At 62.0% G+C, this 14,188-nt stretch carries 13 protein-coding genes and 1 pseudogene; 8 read left to right on the plus strand and 6 right to left on the minus strand.

The genetic code is table 11. From position 1 onward, the window contains the following. Window positions 1-2: 2 nt before the first annotated feature. The 5 genes and pseudogenes from G8O24_RS21865 to G8O24_RS21885 all read right to left on the minus strand — a co-directional run bounded on the left by G8O24_RS21865 (window position 3) and on the right by G8O24_RS21885 (window position 4,358). The gene (locus G8O24_RS21865) at window positions 3-989 is read right to left on the minus strand and encodes an ArdC family protein (RefSeq protein ID WP_188102910.1); all 987 of its coding nucleotides are present in this window, start codon (window positions 987-989) and stop codon (window positions 3-5) included. Window positions 990-1,116: 127 nt separating this feature from the next. Beyond that, window positions 1,117-1,589: pseudogene (locus tag G8O24_RS21870) on the minus strand (DUF932 domain-containing protein); the annotation flags it as partial. Window positions 1,590-2,025: 436 nt separating this feature from the next. Next, window positions 2,026-2,913 carry a hypothetical protein gene (locus G8O24_RS21875; protein ID WP_188102912.1) on the minus strand — a complete coding sequence of 296 codons (888 nt, stop codon included), beginning with the start codon at window positions 2,911-2,913 and terminating at the stop codon, window positions 2,026-2,028. 156 nt (window positions 2,914-3,069) lie between these two features. Further along, entirely contained in the window at window positions 3,070-3,474 is a 405-nt protein-coding gene (locus G8O24_RS21880) for a hypothetical protein (RefSeq protein WP_188102914.1), read from the minus strand. A gap of 311 nt (window positions 3,475-3,785) precedes the next feature. Beyond that, entirely contained in the window at window positions 3,786-4,358 is a 573-nt protein-coding gene (locus tag G8O24_RS21885; protein ID WP_188102916.1) for a hypothetical protein, read from the minus strand. Between the two features lie 307 nt (window positions 4,359-4,665). Between G8O24_RS21885 and G8O24_RS21890 the strand changes: the two genes are divergently transcribed. After that, window positions 4,666-5,694, plus strand: a complete 1,029-nt coding sequence (locus tag G8O24_RS21890; RefSeq protein WP_188102918.1) for a hypothetical protein — start codon at window positions 4,666-4,668, stop codon at window positions 5,692-5,694. Here G8O24_RS21890 and G8O24_RS21895 read toward each other — a convergent pair whose 3' ends face one another. Further along, the gene (locus tag G8O24_RS21895) at window positions 5,695-6,468 is read right to left on the minus strand and encodes a hypothetical protein (RefSeq protein ID WP_188102920.1); all 774 of its coding nucleotides are present in this window, start codon (window positions 6,466-6,468) and stop codon (window positions 5,695-5,697) included. A gap of 606 nt (window positions 6,469-7,074) precedes the next feature. Here G8O24_RS21895 and G8O24_RS21900 point away from each other — a divergent pair. The 7 genes from G8O24_RS21900 (at window position 7,075) to G8O24_RS21930 (ending at window position 13,981) form a co-directional block, all read left to right on the plus strand. Further along, entirely contained in the window at window positions 7,075-7,470 is a 396-nt protein-coding gene (locus G8O24_RS21900; protein WP_283813210.1) for a glyoxalase superfamily protein, read from the plus strand. Between the two features lie 132 nt (window positions 7,471-7,602). Continuing rightward, on the plus strand, window positions 7,603-8,319 hold the full coding sequence (locus G8O24_RS21905) for a SprT-like domain-containing protein (protein WP_188102924.1): 717 nt from the start codon (window positions 7,603-7,605) through the stop codon (window positions 8,317-8,319). A gap of 42 nt (window positions 8,320-8,361) precedes the next feature. Beyond that, window positions 8,362-9,948, plus strand: a complete 1,587-nt coding sequence (locus tag G8O24_RS21910; protein ID WP_188102926.1) for a hypothetical protein — start codon at window positions 8,362-8,364, stop codon at window positions 9,946-9,948. A 120-nt stretch (window positions 9,949-10,068) separates the two neighbouring features. After that, entirely contained in the window at window positions 10,069-10,704 is a 636-nt protein-coding gene (locus tag G8O24_RS21915) for a hypothetical protein (protein ID WP_188102928.1), read from the plus strand. A 115-nt stretch (window positions 10,705-10,819) separates the two neighbouring features. Continuing rightward, on the plus strand, window positions 10,820-11,674 hold the full coding sequence (locus tag G8O24_RS21920; RefSeq protein WP_188102930.1) for a hypothetical protein: 855 nt from the start codon (window positions 10,820-10,822) through the stop codon (window positions 11,672-11,674). Further along, window positions 11,667-12,275 (plus strand): hypothetical protein, encoded by a 609-nt coding sequence (locus G8O24_RS21925; RefSeq protein WP_188102932.1) that lies wholly within the window; start codon window positions 11,667-11,669, stop codon window positions 12,273-12,275. Before G8O24_RS21920 ends, G8O24_RS21925 begins: the two co-directional genes overlap by 8 nt. A gap of 5 nt (window positions 12,276-12,280) precedes the next feature. Continuing rightward, the gene (locus G8O24_RS21930; protein ID WP_188102933.1) at window positions 12,281-13,981 is read left to right on the plus strand and encodes a type IV secretion system DNA-binding domain-containing protein; all 1,701 of its coding nucleotides are present in this window, start codon (window positions 12,281-12,283) and stop codon (window positions 13,979-13,981) included. Window positions 13,982-14,188 lie beyond the last annotated feature (207 nt).

Below are 14,188 nucleotides of genomic sequence, written 5' to 3' on the forward strand. Positions count from 1 at the left end.
GATCAGGTGCCACTGGCACAACGCGCCAGCGAGATCTGGAGCAGGTGCGGGCCTACATCCGTCTCGTCGGGGATGGCGGATGACGCCTGATGCGCTTCGGTGGATACGGGCTGCCTGGCGTGCATCCAGTCGGCGGCCTGCTGCGCCTTGCTGGCGGCAGTGAAGATAGCACGAGGATCGTCCTTCAGCACTTGGACCCACGAGGCAATATATGCTGCATGATCGGGCCGCGGATGGTGAGCTATACCCAGATCGGCAAGGACGAGACCGCTGAGAATCTCCACGCAGCATTCCTCGGCGGCATAGGCAGCCGAACCGAACCGGCCCGAGAGATCGCGGTCAAGCCGGTGCTTTGCCCCTGAGGCATGTCCGTTCTCATGCAGCCAAACTCCATAGAATGACGCAGCATCACGGAAGGAAGCAAAATCCGGCATGAACACCGCGTCCGATGAAGGCAGATAGTAGGCTTCCGAACCACCGAACACGGTCCTGATCCCGAGATTGGTGATGAAAGCCTCGGCATGCGCCAGACGCTCGCTCTCCGGCAGGACGTCAATGGGCTGCCGTTCGTATCCATCCACCTGCGCGACATTGAATACCGAGAATGCCCGGGCAAACATCCGCTGGCGACCATCATCACCACCGTCATCGCCGTCAGCCGACTCCCGGGAAGCGATCTGCTTCCACAGCACGACGGTGGTTGAGCGTTCGCCTTTGCGGACCTGCGCGCCGGCAGCCTGCCATTGCCGATAAGTGCCCCATAGGCCATCAGCGTAACCGCCAGCCATGGCTGCGTGCCAAAGCGCCAACGTGTTTATGCCCCGGTAGCGCTTGCCGGAAGCAACATTGGTCGGACGGGCAACGCTCGTCCCGTTGTGGAACCACGGCGCACGCCACTCGCCTGCACCTTGTTCGATTGCCGCGATGATCTCGGCGGTGATGCGCGTGTAAACATCGGCTCGCGCTCCGGGCTGCTTCTGGGAAGACATCGTGATGGCTCCTTGGGAGCGACGCGAGCGCAAGGGATCGCCACCGCGTGCGGGCGGCATCAGGCTCAACGTCGATGGAAAGGAATCAGTGAACGGCTGGTGAGACAGCTTGACTGTTCAGATAACAGCCGTAGTCCGGGCTTGTGACCGCGCGCAGCTCGACGCGCCCATCCTCGACCTCAAGCGTCTTGATCTGTTCCGGCGATTCGAAGTCAGTCCATATTGTAGATTGATCGCCGCGAGCGGTGCCGGAAGTTGGCGCAAATAGGCGGATGCCGCGCCGACCATCGTTGCGAGGTGACCGAAACTCCAATGGGTCGGCGCGACTGGTGTCTCGCCCGGCAGCATCAACGTCAGCCGCTCGCCATCGTCGCGGCTCGCCTCCACCCGGATCGCCGCGCTCTCGATGGTCCGGGTCCGGCTGCGTTCGGCCCGGCCGAGCACCGCGGCTTGCAACTCCGACAGCGAAAGGTAGCGCTCGTCGGCCGACCGGGAAAACCACTCCGAGGACACGCGGCCTATGCGCTCGCCGCGGCTCGTATCCACTTTGTAACCGGCGCGTACACCGCGATCGGCGTCCAGAACATTCAGTTGGGTCATGGGACATCTCCATGACGGGCGCCGCGAGACTCTCTCGCCTGCCTCAACCCGTCACGGAAATTCCTGCCAAACTCTGACTCTACGATCGGTCGGACGCATCCAAAGGACCTGCCCAACGCGGGATAAGAAGCTGCGATAGCAGGGCCCGACCTGCGGCTGATGTACTCGCCGCACGGTACCTCCTATGATCCCTATGCCCCCTATGACTTGATGTTTCGGTGACTGCAGCTACAAGCATCGATCGTATGCTGAGGGAGCGTAGAATTGATGCAGTTACCAAGCCGCGTACAAACTGCTGAGTGCCCATCGCTGCAATCCCCCCGATGGCACCCATGGTCCCTATGCCCCCTATGACCGCGTTGTCGTGGCGTTTGCTGATTCATTCGCAGCGTTTGCGCGCCGAGGTCCGTGATGTCGGAGGTCCTTTGCTGGCCTCCTATTCGGTCCTCTTCAGCGCGTAGCTCGACGGGCTCCACTTGGAGGGGGACTTGATGCGGAGCATCACGAAGCCGCCAGCACGCGTCCCCTCGAGTCGTGCCACAAAGCTCGCGAGACTCTGCCGGCTGCCGCGCTCCTGCGGGTCAGCCAACCGGCATAAGCGAATGTCGAGCTCCTTCACCTTCATAGGGCGCTCCCCATACAGCTCGTGCCAGGTGGTAAAGAACTCAACCACCTGCGCGCGGAGCGGATCATCGCGCTTGATCTCGGAGATGCGGCGAACCGGGTCGGGGCAGCCGAGGGCAAGGAGCGGATCACGACACCAAGTGGCCCACTGCTCAAAGCTGCCGAGCGCCAGGCCAGGCTTGCTCTGATTGCGGCGTCCCCACCGCCAGATGGTGAGCGCCGCAGCGAGGAGCTCATTTCGCTTCTCCTTGATGGTCAAACGAAAATCCTCATCGAACCGGCGCTGCTCGGGGTCCTCGCAGCCGGCATCGAGTTCGACAATCAGGAAGCGCCGCGCCAGGTCCTCTGACACCGTCGTGGCATTCCCGGTCATCGCCAGAAAGGCGGAGCTCGTGATCGAAACCACCTTCGTATTCTCGCGGAACCGACGGATCGCACACGGGTTCTCAGTGGCGATCTGCGCCAGCAAATTCGAACGCACGACCTCCGCGTTGACGTTGTCGAGGAAGATGATCGGGTCGGCCGCGACGAGGGCGGCCGTCAATCGCTTCTCGAGCTCGGCGCGTTCGCCGGAGCTGGTGAAGGCCTTCGGAGAGAAGTTGAAGGCGATTTGTGACGCCGCACGAACGAGCAGACCTTTGCCGGTGCCAGCGCCCGAATACTGCGGCGAACGTATGATGAAACCGGGCGCGAGCGGCAAGCTCGGACGACACACCGCGGTCAAAACCGCGAGGACGTAGGTGGCTTCGTCGATGCCCGGAGGGTGTGAGGGATCGACGATGGACTGGCCGCTGGGGCTGGCGATCGTCTGTGCGTCCGCAAAGGGAAAGCTGGCAAAGGGCTTGCGAAGGGTACGCTAGGCCGCCTCGGCCTGCTTGCGTGACGGGCGCTCGGGAATGCTCGGCAGCTCGATGCCCGTGCACCAGAAACGCGTATCCTTGTCGTAGCCACGCGCGACGCGGATCGAGCCATCGTTCGCAAGAATCGGAGCGCGGCAGATCCCGTCGAGGTGGGGAACGCCCCAGGCGTCGTGCCGGTTGAGATACAACCGAGCGACCCGATCGGGGAGGGTCACGGCTTCGACGACGACTTCACCACGGACGATCTTCTTCACAACCGGGCGGCACACCTGGTGCGCATGATTGACGACGTCGTGGACGTTGAGATCGAGAGTCGAGAACCCATCAGCGGTCTCGATCAGCTTGACGAGTCCGGCGCCACGCTGGAAGAGCTTTGACGAGCTCGCGAGGCGCTCGGCCAATCTGCCAGCCGCGGCCGGCAGATTGGACTGATCGATGAGCAACGAACGGAGCTCCTCAGCGCCCCGCGGTGCAGCGGACGTCGATGCGCCCGCCTTGTGTTGGTCATTGGATTTCGAAGAGCGGTTCCGCTTGGCGCGCTGCGACTTGTTGCTGGACATGTGCTTCCCACTGAACGTTCAGTCGTACGACTGCTTGGGGGAAGCACTAGTCCAACATGTCAGGACAACATAGGAAGGTTACCCCAGAGGGTTTGCTCAAAACTCCACGCACACGATCGAGCTTTTGACGCCGTGTCTCCTCAAACAAAGGATCAGGCCAATTCCTTGGGCTTGTGCGCCAGCCAATTCTTGAGCCGGTCTCGATTGTCGACAGCGCCGTTGCCGATCTCCTTGAAGAATAACTTGACGTCCGCCAGGAAACGCGGCGTCCGTCGCAGCTCCGGCAGAGGTCGCCTGAGATGAGGCTCAAGCCGGTCGATTCTGTTTTCAACGTCCGCCACGGTCACGGGCGCGACGGCGCACTCGCAGAATCGCTCAATCACTCGAAGACAACAGGAATTGCCGTCGGTCAGGTGACTCATGTCGGGGACGACCACGGTGCCGTGCTCATCTATCGCATCTATCAGCTCTGCCAGGTGAGGCCGATACTCGATTTCGACTTCGAAAATGGTCCGGGCGCGCCAATCGATTTCGCGCAAATCTTGCTGGTTATTGTAGATCACCTGCTTGAGACCGATCTCTCGAACGAGAGGATGCGCGACGAAATTGAAGAATTTGTCCAGCTTCTGCTGACTCCTGGGATTCCACCCACGGTCTTCCTCATCGCGGACGCTATTGTGACCTTTCGCCGAATAGTAGGCGTAGGCAGGCATCTTGAGCCCCATCTCTTACCTCCGATTCCAAGGACCATTCTTCATTGCGCACGAAAGGTGGTATTGTGTCATAGGACATCGGCTTGAAATAATTCGTTACACAAATGGCGAGAATGCTCACTGCTGAGGGCGTACGAGACGGCTCCAGGGATCATTCTCAGATCGGCCGACAGAACCGTCCATTCAAGGCCATCGGCTGATCTCAGCCAAAACTACCCCGGGTAACCCTTCTGAATCTTCCGATCCGACCTCGCTATCGGATGTCGCGAGCGAGAGATCCGCAACGATCTCCGCAAGTGCGACGAAGGAGAGTCAGAAGATGCGTGCGTGGCTGGACGAGATTACGGAAGAGACGGGCCATGTGGTCCGGACGCTGGCGGACGACGAGGCGCGCGCGGCGGGGTTTCATCGGCTGACTGACTATCAGTTGATGCGCATGCTGACTGAGGATGCCGCGGCGGAGACGGTCCGAGCGGCTAGGCGGGGGCGTAAGGCAGACGACGACAGTCAATTTCTCGCTGCTCTGGCTCCGTTCTTCGCCCGGCCGGACGATCTTCGGGTGACGCCCTTCGCCTGCGCCGTAGGACGGGATCTTGCTCCTTTGTTTGCCGGTGCGGGCGCATCCGAAGAAGTCGTTCGCCGGGCGCGCGATTTCGCCCGGGAAAAGTTCGCGATCTATATCGACGTCGCCGAAGGAGCGTTTCGCCTCGGTCAAACCCATCAGCTTCGGGCCGTTTTCGTTTACCGCGTACCGCGGCCGGATCGTTACATGAGGCCCCGCTCACTCGATCCTTATGTGCCTGATGCATCGGATCGACTTCGGATCTTCGCCGTAGCCGGCGCCATCGGCGGCTTGGCGTGCGCCCGCGCCAGCTGGGTCGTCGGCAGCCAGTCCGGTCGCGGTGACGACCTATTCCACGAGCTGGTCCGTCATCGTCATCACGAATCTGGCCTGCAATTCGACAGCCTCGTGACGGAGATCGAGGATCTGGTTTGGCTGACGCTTGCCTATGCGGCCGTTGCTCAGCCGGATCGGCGCGAGATCCTGCCGATGGCCACGATCAACAGAGAGGGGCGCCTGCCCAATCGGGCGGCGCGAAGGCGGCAGCGCGGACTCAGCCTTTTCCGTGTTGAGCGCCTGCGTGCCCCCGCCGACAATTTCGGGCGCCGCGTCCGGGCCAACAACCAAGAGGGCTGGCAGCTCGGGCGCCGCATCAGGGTTCGCGGTCACTTCAAGATGCAGCGTCACGGGACCGAAGGTAGGCTCCGCAAGCTGATCTTCGTCGCCTCTCATTGTCGTGGTCCGCTCGACGCCGCGCCCCTTCACTCGATGAGGTTGTTGGATTGATCATGCGGTAGGATCGTTCAGCTGAGCGAAGAACTCATCAAGTAATTTTTCGAGCAAGCTGCGCTGCTCAGCAAGATCGAGGCCAAGCTGCAGAAGGAGCTTCAGTATACCGTCTCGGTCCATGCGCCCGATCTGATCACAGATAGTGTCCTTGAGCGTGAGAAATGGGATGCTCTCGGTCCTTCTGAGGCGCCAAAGGCCGGGAACGAGGGACCTGTATGGCGCGACTGGCAGATCAAGGCCAAGGAATCGCGGGGCTGCAACAAGCTCATCGAGGAACGCACGGGCGTTTCTTCGCAGCTTGGCCAAATGGCGGGACTCGGCCTGCTGCTTCGAGCGCGCCGCGGTCAGGGCAGCCGCCACCGCCTGCGCGGGATGCCAATGGGCAACCGGTTGGTTTTCCTCAACCCTCGCGATGAAGGCGGGACCTGCGATGAGATTTCCGGTGAAGCGTCCGCCACGCCACTCTCGCTCAAGTGTGACGGCTCTGCACATCATGACTCGGTGTTGGCGCCATTGCATGCGGTGGCGTTCCAGGACCTCGCGGGGATCGACGACGTCGAACGGCTCGATCGCAAGAGGATAGTGTCGGGTGACATGGGCTAGACGAGGCTCGTGAATCGACGTGCGCCAGTTCTTGTGAATGCGAACTGTCCCCAGTTCGGGCTCAGCGCCGGCATCACCGAGATGATCAACAAGACGAACGTCCCAGGGCAGTCCTCCTGAGAGGGCCGGCAAAGCAGCGCGAACCAGATCAACAAGATCATGGCTCACGTGACGTGCTCGCGAGGAGCGGTTTTACCGACTGTGCTTAACAAAGAGCTTCTCCGTTTCGCCGTCGCGGGTCGCGCGTGCGCTCCAGCGAGGTCCTCAGCAGGGCGGGTCGCAGACAACGACGTTTAGCGCATAGAAGCTTAACTCTCACTTTCATCAGTGCTCAATCCGTCCATCGCAGCGCTCGATCGGCGGTGCCGGGTATCGCAACATCGGAATGGACGCTCGAACAAGCTCTCTGAAGGAAGCAAGGCGGAATTAAACACAGCGCGCGCGGCGATGACTCTAGTATCGCGCTACCGCTTGTTTGATCCGACCCTCGGCGGCTCGAGTCGGGACCATGTCGGTGACATCGCGAAGAACCGCCTGCCGAGCCCCGCGCTCTCCTTGGAAACTGTTGAACCGTCCGCCTCGCGTACGTCGGCGATGGTCAATCGAGAGCCGACCGTCAACGCGAATGATGTCCACCTGCCATCATAGAAGTGATCAGCACCGAAACCCATGGGGGTTACCCGCCTGGGTCTTGGTCAAGGGAGACCCTAACGTATTCGCACGACAGGGGCGCTCGAGCCGAGCTTAATCGAAGTGCCAGTTAGCGTGAGTGGCATGCATTTCTTCACATACGAGAAGAGGATCAAGAGGGACGCCAGGCGTCTGAGGAATTCGTTGGCGAGGTACGGCCACGACCTGAAGTACACCAAGTGCCTCGACTTGATGGCCCGCCTACACGGCTTTGTCCATTTCTCCCAATGGCAGAACACGATTTGGGATGGGCCGCTGAGCCCCTTCGACGATGATGCCGACGACGAGACAGTCGAAGCCCGCTTCCAGCACCAGGAGCGCGTGATGGCAGAAGCCGGGTTCGCCGACGTTGCAGGCGCGGTGCTCGATGAAGTGAACCCCACAGGACGGCGCAAGTCGATGTTGTGTAGTGACAACGAGTTCGCGGACGATGCGGCCGCGACCTCGAACCTCATCAAGGGGAGCGAGAGCGATGTTTGATACTGACGTCGAACAGACGATCACCATGACGCGTCCCGGCATCCGCCCCTCAGTGGGAAATCACCACAATGGGGCGAAAGCGGCGATGCCGCAGTCTTCTCGGTGCTGGTCCATCGAGGACGGAGCAGCCTGATGGCGACCACCGGCAGGGTCAATCGGCGTCGCAAGCACGCGTTGCTTGATCGTACGATACAAAAGCACCGCAAGGTAAAGGCTGGCCCCAGGATCGATCCGATCCCGCAGTCATACCGTCCGCTGCGTCAGGCCTGCGTTCGGTTCAACAACCAGCTGTTCGGCGGCAAGCTGCCGCCGTGCCTGGTGACACTGCAACGCAAGCGCAGCGCTCTGGGCTATTTCGCCGGCCGCCGCTTCAAGTCATCCGACGGCGCCGTCGTCACCGACGAGATCGCGCTCAACCCCGCGTGCTTCGCCGCCCGCGGCGCGAAGAGGGTGCTGTCGACGCTTGCTCACGAGCTCGTGCACCAGTGGCAACATCACTACGGCAAGCCCTCGCGCAGCGGGTACCACAACTCGGAGTGGGCGGCGAAGATGGCCGAGATCGGCCTTATTCCCTCGCACACGGGGCGTCCCGGCGGCAATAAGACCGGCCAGCGGATGACGCACTTCATCCAGCCGGGCGGGCGCTTCGATCGTATTGCCGACGCGCTGATCGCCAAGGGCTTCGCGCTCGCCTACGTCGAGCGCACGACCAAGACCCAGCGCAAGGTCGCGCTGAAGAAGCGCCAGAGCAAGACCCGCTATCGGTGCCCGTGCTGTCAGCAGAACGCCTGGGCCAAGCCCGTGGCCAATCTCGTCTGCGGCGACTGCCAAGAGCGGCTCGTGCCTTAGGTAGGCGAAGAACATCACCATATCACGGAAGGAAGATCGAACATGAATGCCGCCTGGAACTTCATTTGCGCGATCGAGGCCGCCGGCGAAAAGCCCGGCGGGGCACGGATTCAGCGAGAGCTCATCGGGGACATGACCGCGAGGTTGATGTTGTCCGCGGGCGGCGAGCGTCCCAGCGTCCTGGAGTGCTCGGCTAAGCTTGAGCTTCCCTTCGACGTTATCACGGCGACCGTTCCTATCCGCTTTCGCATCGGCGATTGGGCGCTGGTCGGGGCCGTGGTGGGCATGGTGCGCGACAAGGTTCTGACGATCTGCCCTGCCAAGCTGCGAGAGGAAGATGGCCTGGTCACGGACGGCGTGCTGGGGATGTTCAAGGACAGGCCGGTTGTCGCACTCACTGCTTCACGCGAGGTCGACAAGCTCTTTGTTCGGATCGGCGGCTTCGGGAACTCCGCGATCACCTCGGATCGCGCAACCCAGTCGGCAGCGTGCGCAGTAAAGGAGCAAGACGGGAGAGCGAAGGCGGGCAAACAAGCGCAGCCGAAAGATGAAGACGCAAGGCGCGAACACAGCCGCAGGCTGCGCGAAACGGCAGCCGAGCGCCAGCGGGAGAAGGAGAAGCGGGAATACGGCGACATTCCGGCGCCGCTCGCGACCATCAACATCCGCCCGACGGTGCTGAAGACGGGCGATAGCAATCTCGTGATGGCCGTCCTCAGCGAGATTCCAGCGACTAAGAGCACGTCGGGACAGTACAAGCACGAAGGCAGCGTGCAACAGCTCAAGGTCGCGCTTTCAGTGCAGATGCTGTTGACCTTCCATGGTCTCAGAGCGCTTCTCGGCGGCGCCGGTCGCGCGGTAAAGGAACTCGCCGCCATGCCGATCGGGCTCGGCGACATCCCCAGCCGCTTGGTCACGGGTCGCGAGCACCTTGCGAGCCTGACTGCGTTCAGATCGGAGCAAGAGCTTGAGAAGTGGGCAAATCACAAGTATGCCGCATCGAGAAGTGGGGGCGAGCGGCATACGAACGACTGGCTGGGCGACGCCATTCGCGCGGAAACGGAAACGGTGAGAATCCTGTTTCGCGCCTATCAGCGTGCGCAGTTGGTGGTCACAGCACAACGCAAGGCCTCCGGCACGAAAGAGGACGCCACCGCCGCAACGTTGGAAGCAGCATACAATGATGCCAACACGCACCTGTCGGTGATCGAGGCCTGTCAGGTCGCGATCTTCGCCGACATCAACCCGGCTGCGCTCTGGATACAGAACGGCGCGGTCTGCGGAAGGACGTTCGAACTGGCACGCTTCGTCGGACGTATTGCAAGGGGCGTCGATGCTGAGCTCGACCGCGACCTGTGGGGGGCTGCAAATCAACTGCTGACAGCGCGGCCCGAGGGAACCGTTCTGTCCGGCATGCAGATCGATCTCCGCGAGGTCCTGAGCAAGACCATCGCGCCCGCGAAATTCAAGTTTGCGTTGGAGATCGCGGGATCGGTGAACGGGACGATTCGTGCCGCGCGAGCAACGCGGGAGGTTACCGTCAAGGAGCACGACGGACGGCGCTACGCCATCGTCGCGGGACCAAAGGGCTCGCTTGCCGTCGTCGTCCTGCCCCCGGACATCCAGTAAGGCACTGATAGGACGTTTCATTTCTGTCTCGATTCATTCTTTGGACGGACGGCGTGCGCTGCCCGCACGATCGCGGTCGGGCGGATCAAAGCGCCCGTCAACCGAGGAGAAGGACCAAGCATGCTGCCGAATCTCAATGCCTACCCCCTCCCGCGCGGCGCGAGCGCCACGGAGGAGGTCCCCGTCATGAGCCGCCTCCTGGTGCACGAGACCGGTCACGTCGTTGTGGCCGCGACCGCAGGCATCCCGACCGACTACATCATCATCGATCCGCACAATGGGCGGCATGCCGGCTACATCGATGAGAGCTATCGCGCCCGGATCGCTGCCAAGCCCGCCCTGAAGAGCCGCCTCCTCGCGGGGGGCGCGGCGGCAGAGATTGCCACGTTTGGCGCCGCCGAGCTGTCGATCTCGCGCGATGATCTCGAGCCCCTCGCCGAGCACCTGGACATCCCCAAGAGCAACGATAGCGAGAATTGGATGAAGCACACGTTCTTCCGCGCGCTGTGCCAGCCGCTGCTGCCGCGTGATGCCGTCGACATGATCCGGCCGACGTATGTGCAGCTCGTGCAGGCGATCGAAAACGAGACGTATCTGATCGACGGCGCACACGTCATCCCGATCGAAGCCTACCACACCATCGCGCTGCCCTTGCCGCAGGCCGAATACTGGCGGGCGCGCGAGCGTACTCGGGAGGGGCGCGACCGCGAGCTGATCCTGGCCACCTTGCGGGCCGGCGCCAAGTCGGGAGCGTAGCATCGAAGCCGCCGCGCCATTCAGCGCGGCGCCTTTCTCCAAGACGTATCGCGCATCCTGAAACAGCAAGCGCGCAACCAAGCCGTCGCGCAGCCCCAACCGAAAAGTGGCAAGAATGAACGACCAGAATATTGAGAAAAAGAACATCTCCTTCGCCGAGAGCGGTCCTGTCAGCGTGATCCTGAGCTCCGATGAAGGCGCAGCGGGCAAAACCACGACCGCGCTGCAGCTCGTCACTGCTTTCGCATTGGCGGAGCAGCCGCTCGATCTCTTCCAGATGGATTCCAAGCGAAAGCTTGCCATGAAGTCCGGTGTTACCGTCGCGAGCTTGCTCGTCCCGGAGCATCGGGAGAGCCGCGGAGAGGATCTCGTTCCCAGCGATCTCATCGCGCCCTGGTATCGCGCGGTCACCGATATGCCGCAGTCCAAGCGGTCCGTGCTGCTCGAAGTCGGAGGCGCGCTCGCGCCGTTGTTCCATGCCGGCATCACCGACCTCGACCTCGATGAGGATATCACGAGCCTGGGCCTGCAGGTGTTGGCGCTCGTGGTATGCAAAGCCGGTGAAGACTCCGCCTCGCAGATGCTCCGCGAGCTCAAGCGCATCGAGCGCAATCTGCCGAATGCCACCACGGTCGTGGTCCTGAACTACTACGCGGGCGATCCGATCGAGGCGATCCGCTACGTCGACGGGGACACGCGCAAGGCCTTCTTGGGCGCCACGAAGCGCTATCCCGTGATCAAGATGCCCAGGGTGCGCCCTCGCAGCATGGCCATCTTCGAGCGCCTGCAGGCGCTGCCCTCGACGGTCGTATCCTGGCATGTCGACAACTATGCGGAAGCGATCCGCCGCACCGGCCGCCCGCGCGACGAAGCGAAAATCCTGGTCAAAGATATCGCCGAATGGTCGGGCATCATGCAGGACGAGATCGTCCGCATCCTGCCGTTCCTCTCGGGAGCGCGCGATGGCTGATCGCCGCGCCCTCTTCCGCAAGGATGTGACGAAGGTAAAGAGAGACGCCACGAGCGAATCGCGGCAGCTCATGAATCGCCTCAAGCAGATGACGCCGGCGCAATTCGTGCGCCTGCCGGCTAAGACACTGGCACGTTTGACCGCCGCCCAGTATCGCGAGGTTGTCGGCACGATCGCGCCGGAGATCAGGTTGCCGGCGCCTTCGCCGCCGGCCAAGCCTGAGCGCGAGACGCTCGGATGGCGTGAGCGGTGGCGGCTGTTGCCGTCCTCTGCGCAGATGACGGCGGTCACGTCGGTGTTGACCACCGCCATTGTCATGATGGCAATTGCGAGTCCGCAGGTCTGGAGGTGGACCCTGACCCACATCGAAATCGTGCGGCCGGGCGAGCGGGGGAACTGGCCGCGCTGCACCCGGCTGAGCCCGTACACCGATGGCTGCCTGTATTTCCCGACCCATGACATGGACTGGAACGCTGTTGCCGCGCAACTGCGCATGCCGCGGCAACAGCTTTACGACGACAACAAGCATCTTCCCCCGCAATTCATTCCTGCGCGTGCGCCAATCGCGGTTTGGCGCCATCGTGGCCGTCTGGTGGAGTAGTCAGCATGGATCGTCTCGCAAACTACGAATATCGTCCGGCGACGCCAGCGGCATTCGCCCTCGTTGGCATGGCCTTGCTATCGTGCCTGATCGGGCTCGCGCTGTCCTTCGCGCTCATTCCGCCGACGGCGTGGCGGCAGGATACGGCGGTCGCAGTTAGCGTTACCGAGATGGTCTCAAACATCAACAGGCACGGCCCGCTCGCCGCCCTTTCTGCTGACGATCTGCTCCGCGAAACACTGCCGCGGCTAATCGGTATAACCCTCGCTGCGCTCATGTCGGGAATTATCGCGTTTCGGGTGCGCCGTCGCGCCACGCCCATTGTGGATGGTCGCGAGCACTACGAAGGGCTCAAACTCCTGAAAGGGCCAGCCGCGATCGCGAGCGCCAATGAGCTGTTGGGTAAAGGGCCCAAAGGAGGTGACCGTACGATACAATGGCTGCCGGGCGTGTTCATCCCGCGCGTCATGGAAGTTCAAAACCTTTTGATCCTTGGCGCTATCGCTTCCGGCAAGACGCGCATCATTCTCTACCTGCTGGAAGAAATGATCGGTCGATTGCTGCGAAATCCCTCCGCCGATTACGGCCTGTTCGTTCACGACACGACCGGTGAGATTTTGGATGGGTTTCCGATGGAGGACGATCAGTTCGCCTTCATCAATCCGGATCGTCCGGGAACGTTTGCCTGGGCGATGGGGCGGGATCTTCGTGACGACGGCGATTGTGAGAGCGCGGCCGAGCAGATCATCGGCCAGACCAGCGAGGCGTTCTGGGGCAAAGGCGCCGCGACGCTCTTTGCGGGTTGCATGATCGTGTGCAAGGCCAAGTGCGGCGACACTTGGGGACTGCCGCAGCTCTATATGGCCTGCCTCCGCGAGCCCGCGCGAATGAAGACGGAATTCGAGCAGTTCTATCGCCCAGCAGCGGGTCTTATCGAATTCGATGGGTCGGGCGAGCTCAGCAAGACCACCGTCTCGCTGTTGCTAACGTTCCGCGGCAGCGTGCTGCGAGTGCTCCGACCACTGGCGAGAGCATGGGTAGGCATTCCGCGAGAGCGGCAATTCTCGTTCGGCGAATGGGTTAGCGGATCGAACCCGAATCAGCCCAAGGTCGTCATCGTTCAGCGGTCCGGCCGTCATCCGGAAACCAGCGCGGCCTGGATCGGGATGGCCGTCGATTTCATCACGGCGGCGGTCGGCGACAACAGATTGTCGGTAAGCCAAACGCGCATCCGGAACTTCGTGCTTGACGAGGCCCCTGCGCTAGGCCGGCTGCGGCGATGGCCCGATCTCTTGGATGTCGCAAGGAACAAGGGAGCATCTACAATCGCCGCTATTCAGGATATCGCACAGTTCAAGCGAATCTATGAGGATGCGGCTCCGAGCATCTTCCAGCGCTTCAGGACCAAGATCGTCTGCGCACAGACCCAAGGCCCCGAAACGACGGAGCTTGCCGAAGAGACGATTGGCAAGCGCTCCATCCTCGAGGCGGACGTGACGGTGACCGTCGAGCGTGGGCCCGCAGGTCGAACTGAGCAAAGCGCGATGGCGAAACGCGTGCGAGAGGTGCCAATCGTCCGAGCGGAATACCTTGCGTACCGACTTGGCGTTGCCCATCGGAAGGTCAAAGCTCTCGTTCTTGGGCTCGGCGACGTGCTCGAAGTGGAATGGCCGATGCGAGTCTGGCGAAGGCAGAGGCGCACTTAGCGCAAGTGTCGCATTACTAGTGGCGAGGCGCATAATCTTCGTTATGGTATGCTTTGGTCCAAATCGCGACGAGACGCGCATCGCCTCAAGCGCCGCAGGCATGCGCGGCGACACATCCCGGCTGCACCACAGCCCGTCTGACTCTCGAAGATTACTCCTTCGGCGGCACGTTCGGCAATTAAATTCAAGTCGATAACGCCTCCAGCA

Origin of the sequence: Bradyrhizobium campsiandrae (assembly GCF_014529705.1) — a bacterium.
Classification (GTDB): domain Bacteria; phylum Pseudomonadota; class Alphaproteobacteria; order Rhizobiales; family Xanthobacteraceae; genus Bradyrhizobium; species Bradyrhizobium campsiandrae.

Excerpts from the sequence above, each read along its gene's own strand:
- G8O24_RS21865 (WP_188102910.1), bottom strand. The coding sequence starts at position 989 with ATGTCTTCCCAGAAGCAGCCCGGAGCGCGAGCCGATGTTTACACGCGC.
- G8O24_RS21885 (WP_188102916.1), bottom strand. The coding sequence starts at position 4,358 with ATGGGGCTCAAGATGCCTGCCTACGCCTACTATTCGGCGAAAGGTCAC.
- G8O24_RS21890 (WP_188102918.1), top strand. The coding sequence starts at position 4,666 with ATGCGTGCGTGGCTGGACGAGATTACGGAAGAGACGGGCCATGTGGTC.
- G8O24_RS21900 (WP_283813210.1), top strand. The coding sequence starts at position 7,075 with ATGCATTTCTTCACATACGAGAAGAGGATCAAGAGGGACGCCAGGCGT.
- G8O24_RS21905 (WP_188102924.1), top strand. The coding sequence starts at position 7,603 with ATGGCGACCACCGGCAGGGTCAATCGGCGTCGCAAGCACGCGTTGCTT.
- G8O24_RS21910 (WP_188102926.1), top strand. The coding sequence starts at position 8,362 with ATGAATGCCGCCTGGAACTTCATTTGCGCGATCGAGGCCGCCGGCGAA.
- G8O24_RS21915 (WP_188102928.1), top strand. The coding sequence starts at position 10,069 with ATGCTGCCGAATCTCAATGCCTACCCCCTCCCGCGCGGCGCGAGCGCC.
- G8O24_RS21920 (WP_188102930.1), top strand. The coding sequence starts at position 10,820 with ATGAACGACCAGAATATTGAGAAAAAGAACATCTCCTTCGCCGAGAGC.
- G8O24_RS21925 (WP_188102932.1), top strand. The coding sequence starts at position 11,667 with ATGGCTGATCGCCGCGCCCTCTTCCGCAAGGATGTGACGAAGGTAAAG.
- G8O24_RS21930 (WP_188102933.1), top strand. The coding sequence starts at position 12,281 with ATGGATCGTCTCGCAAACTACGAATATCGTCCGGCGACGCCAGCGGCA.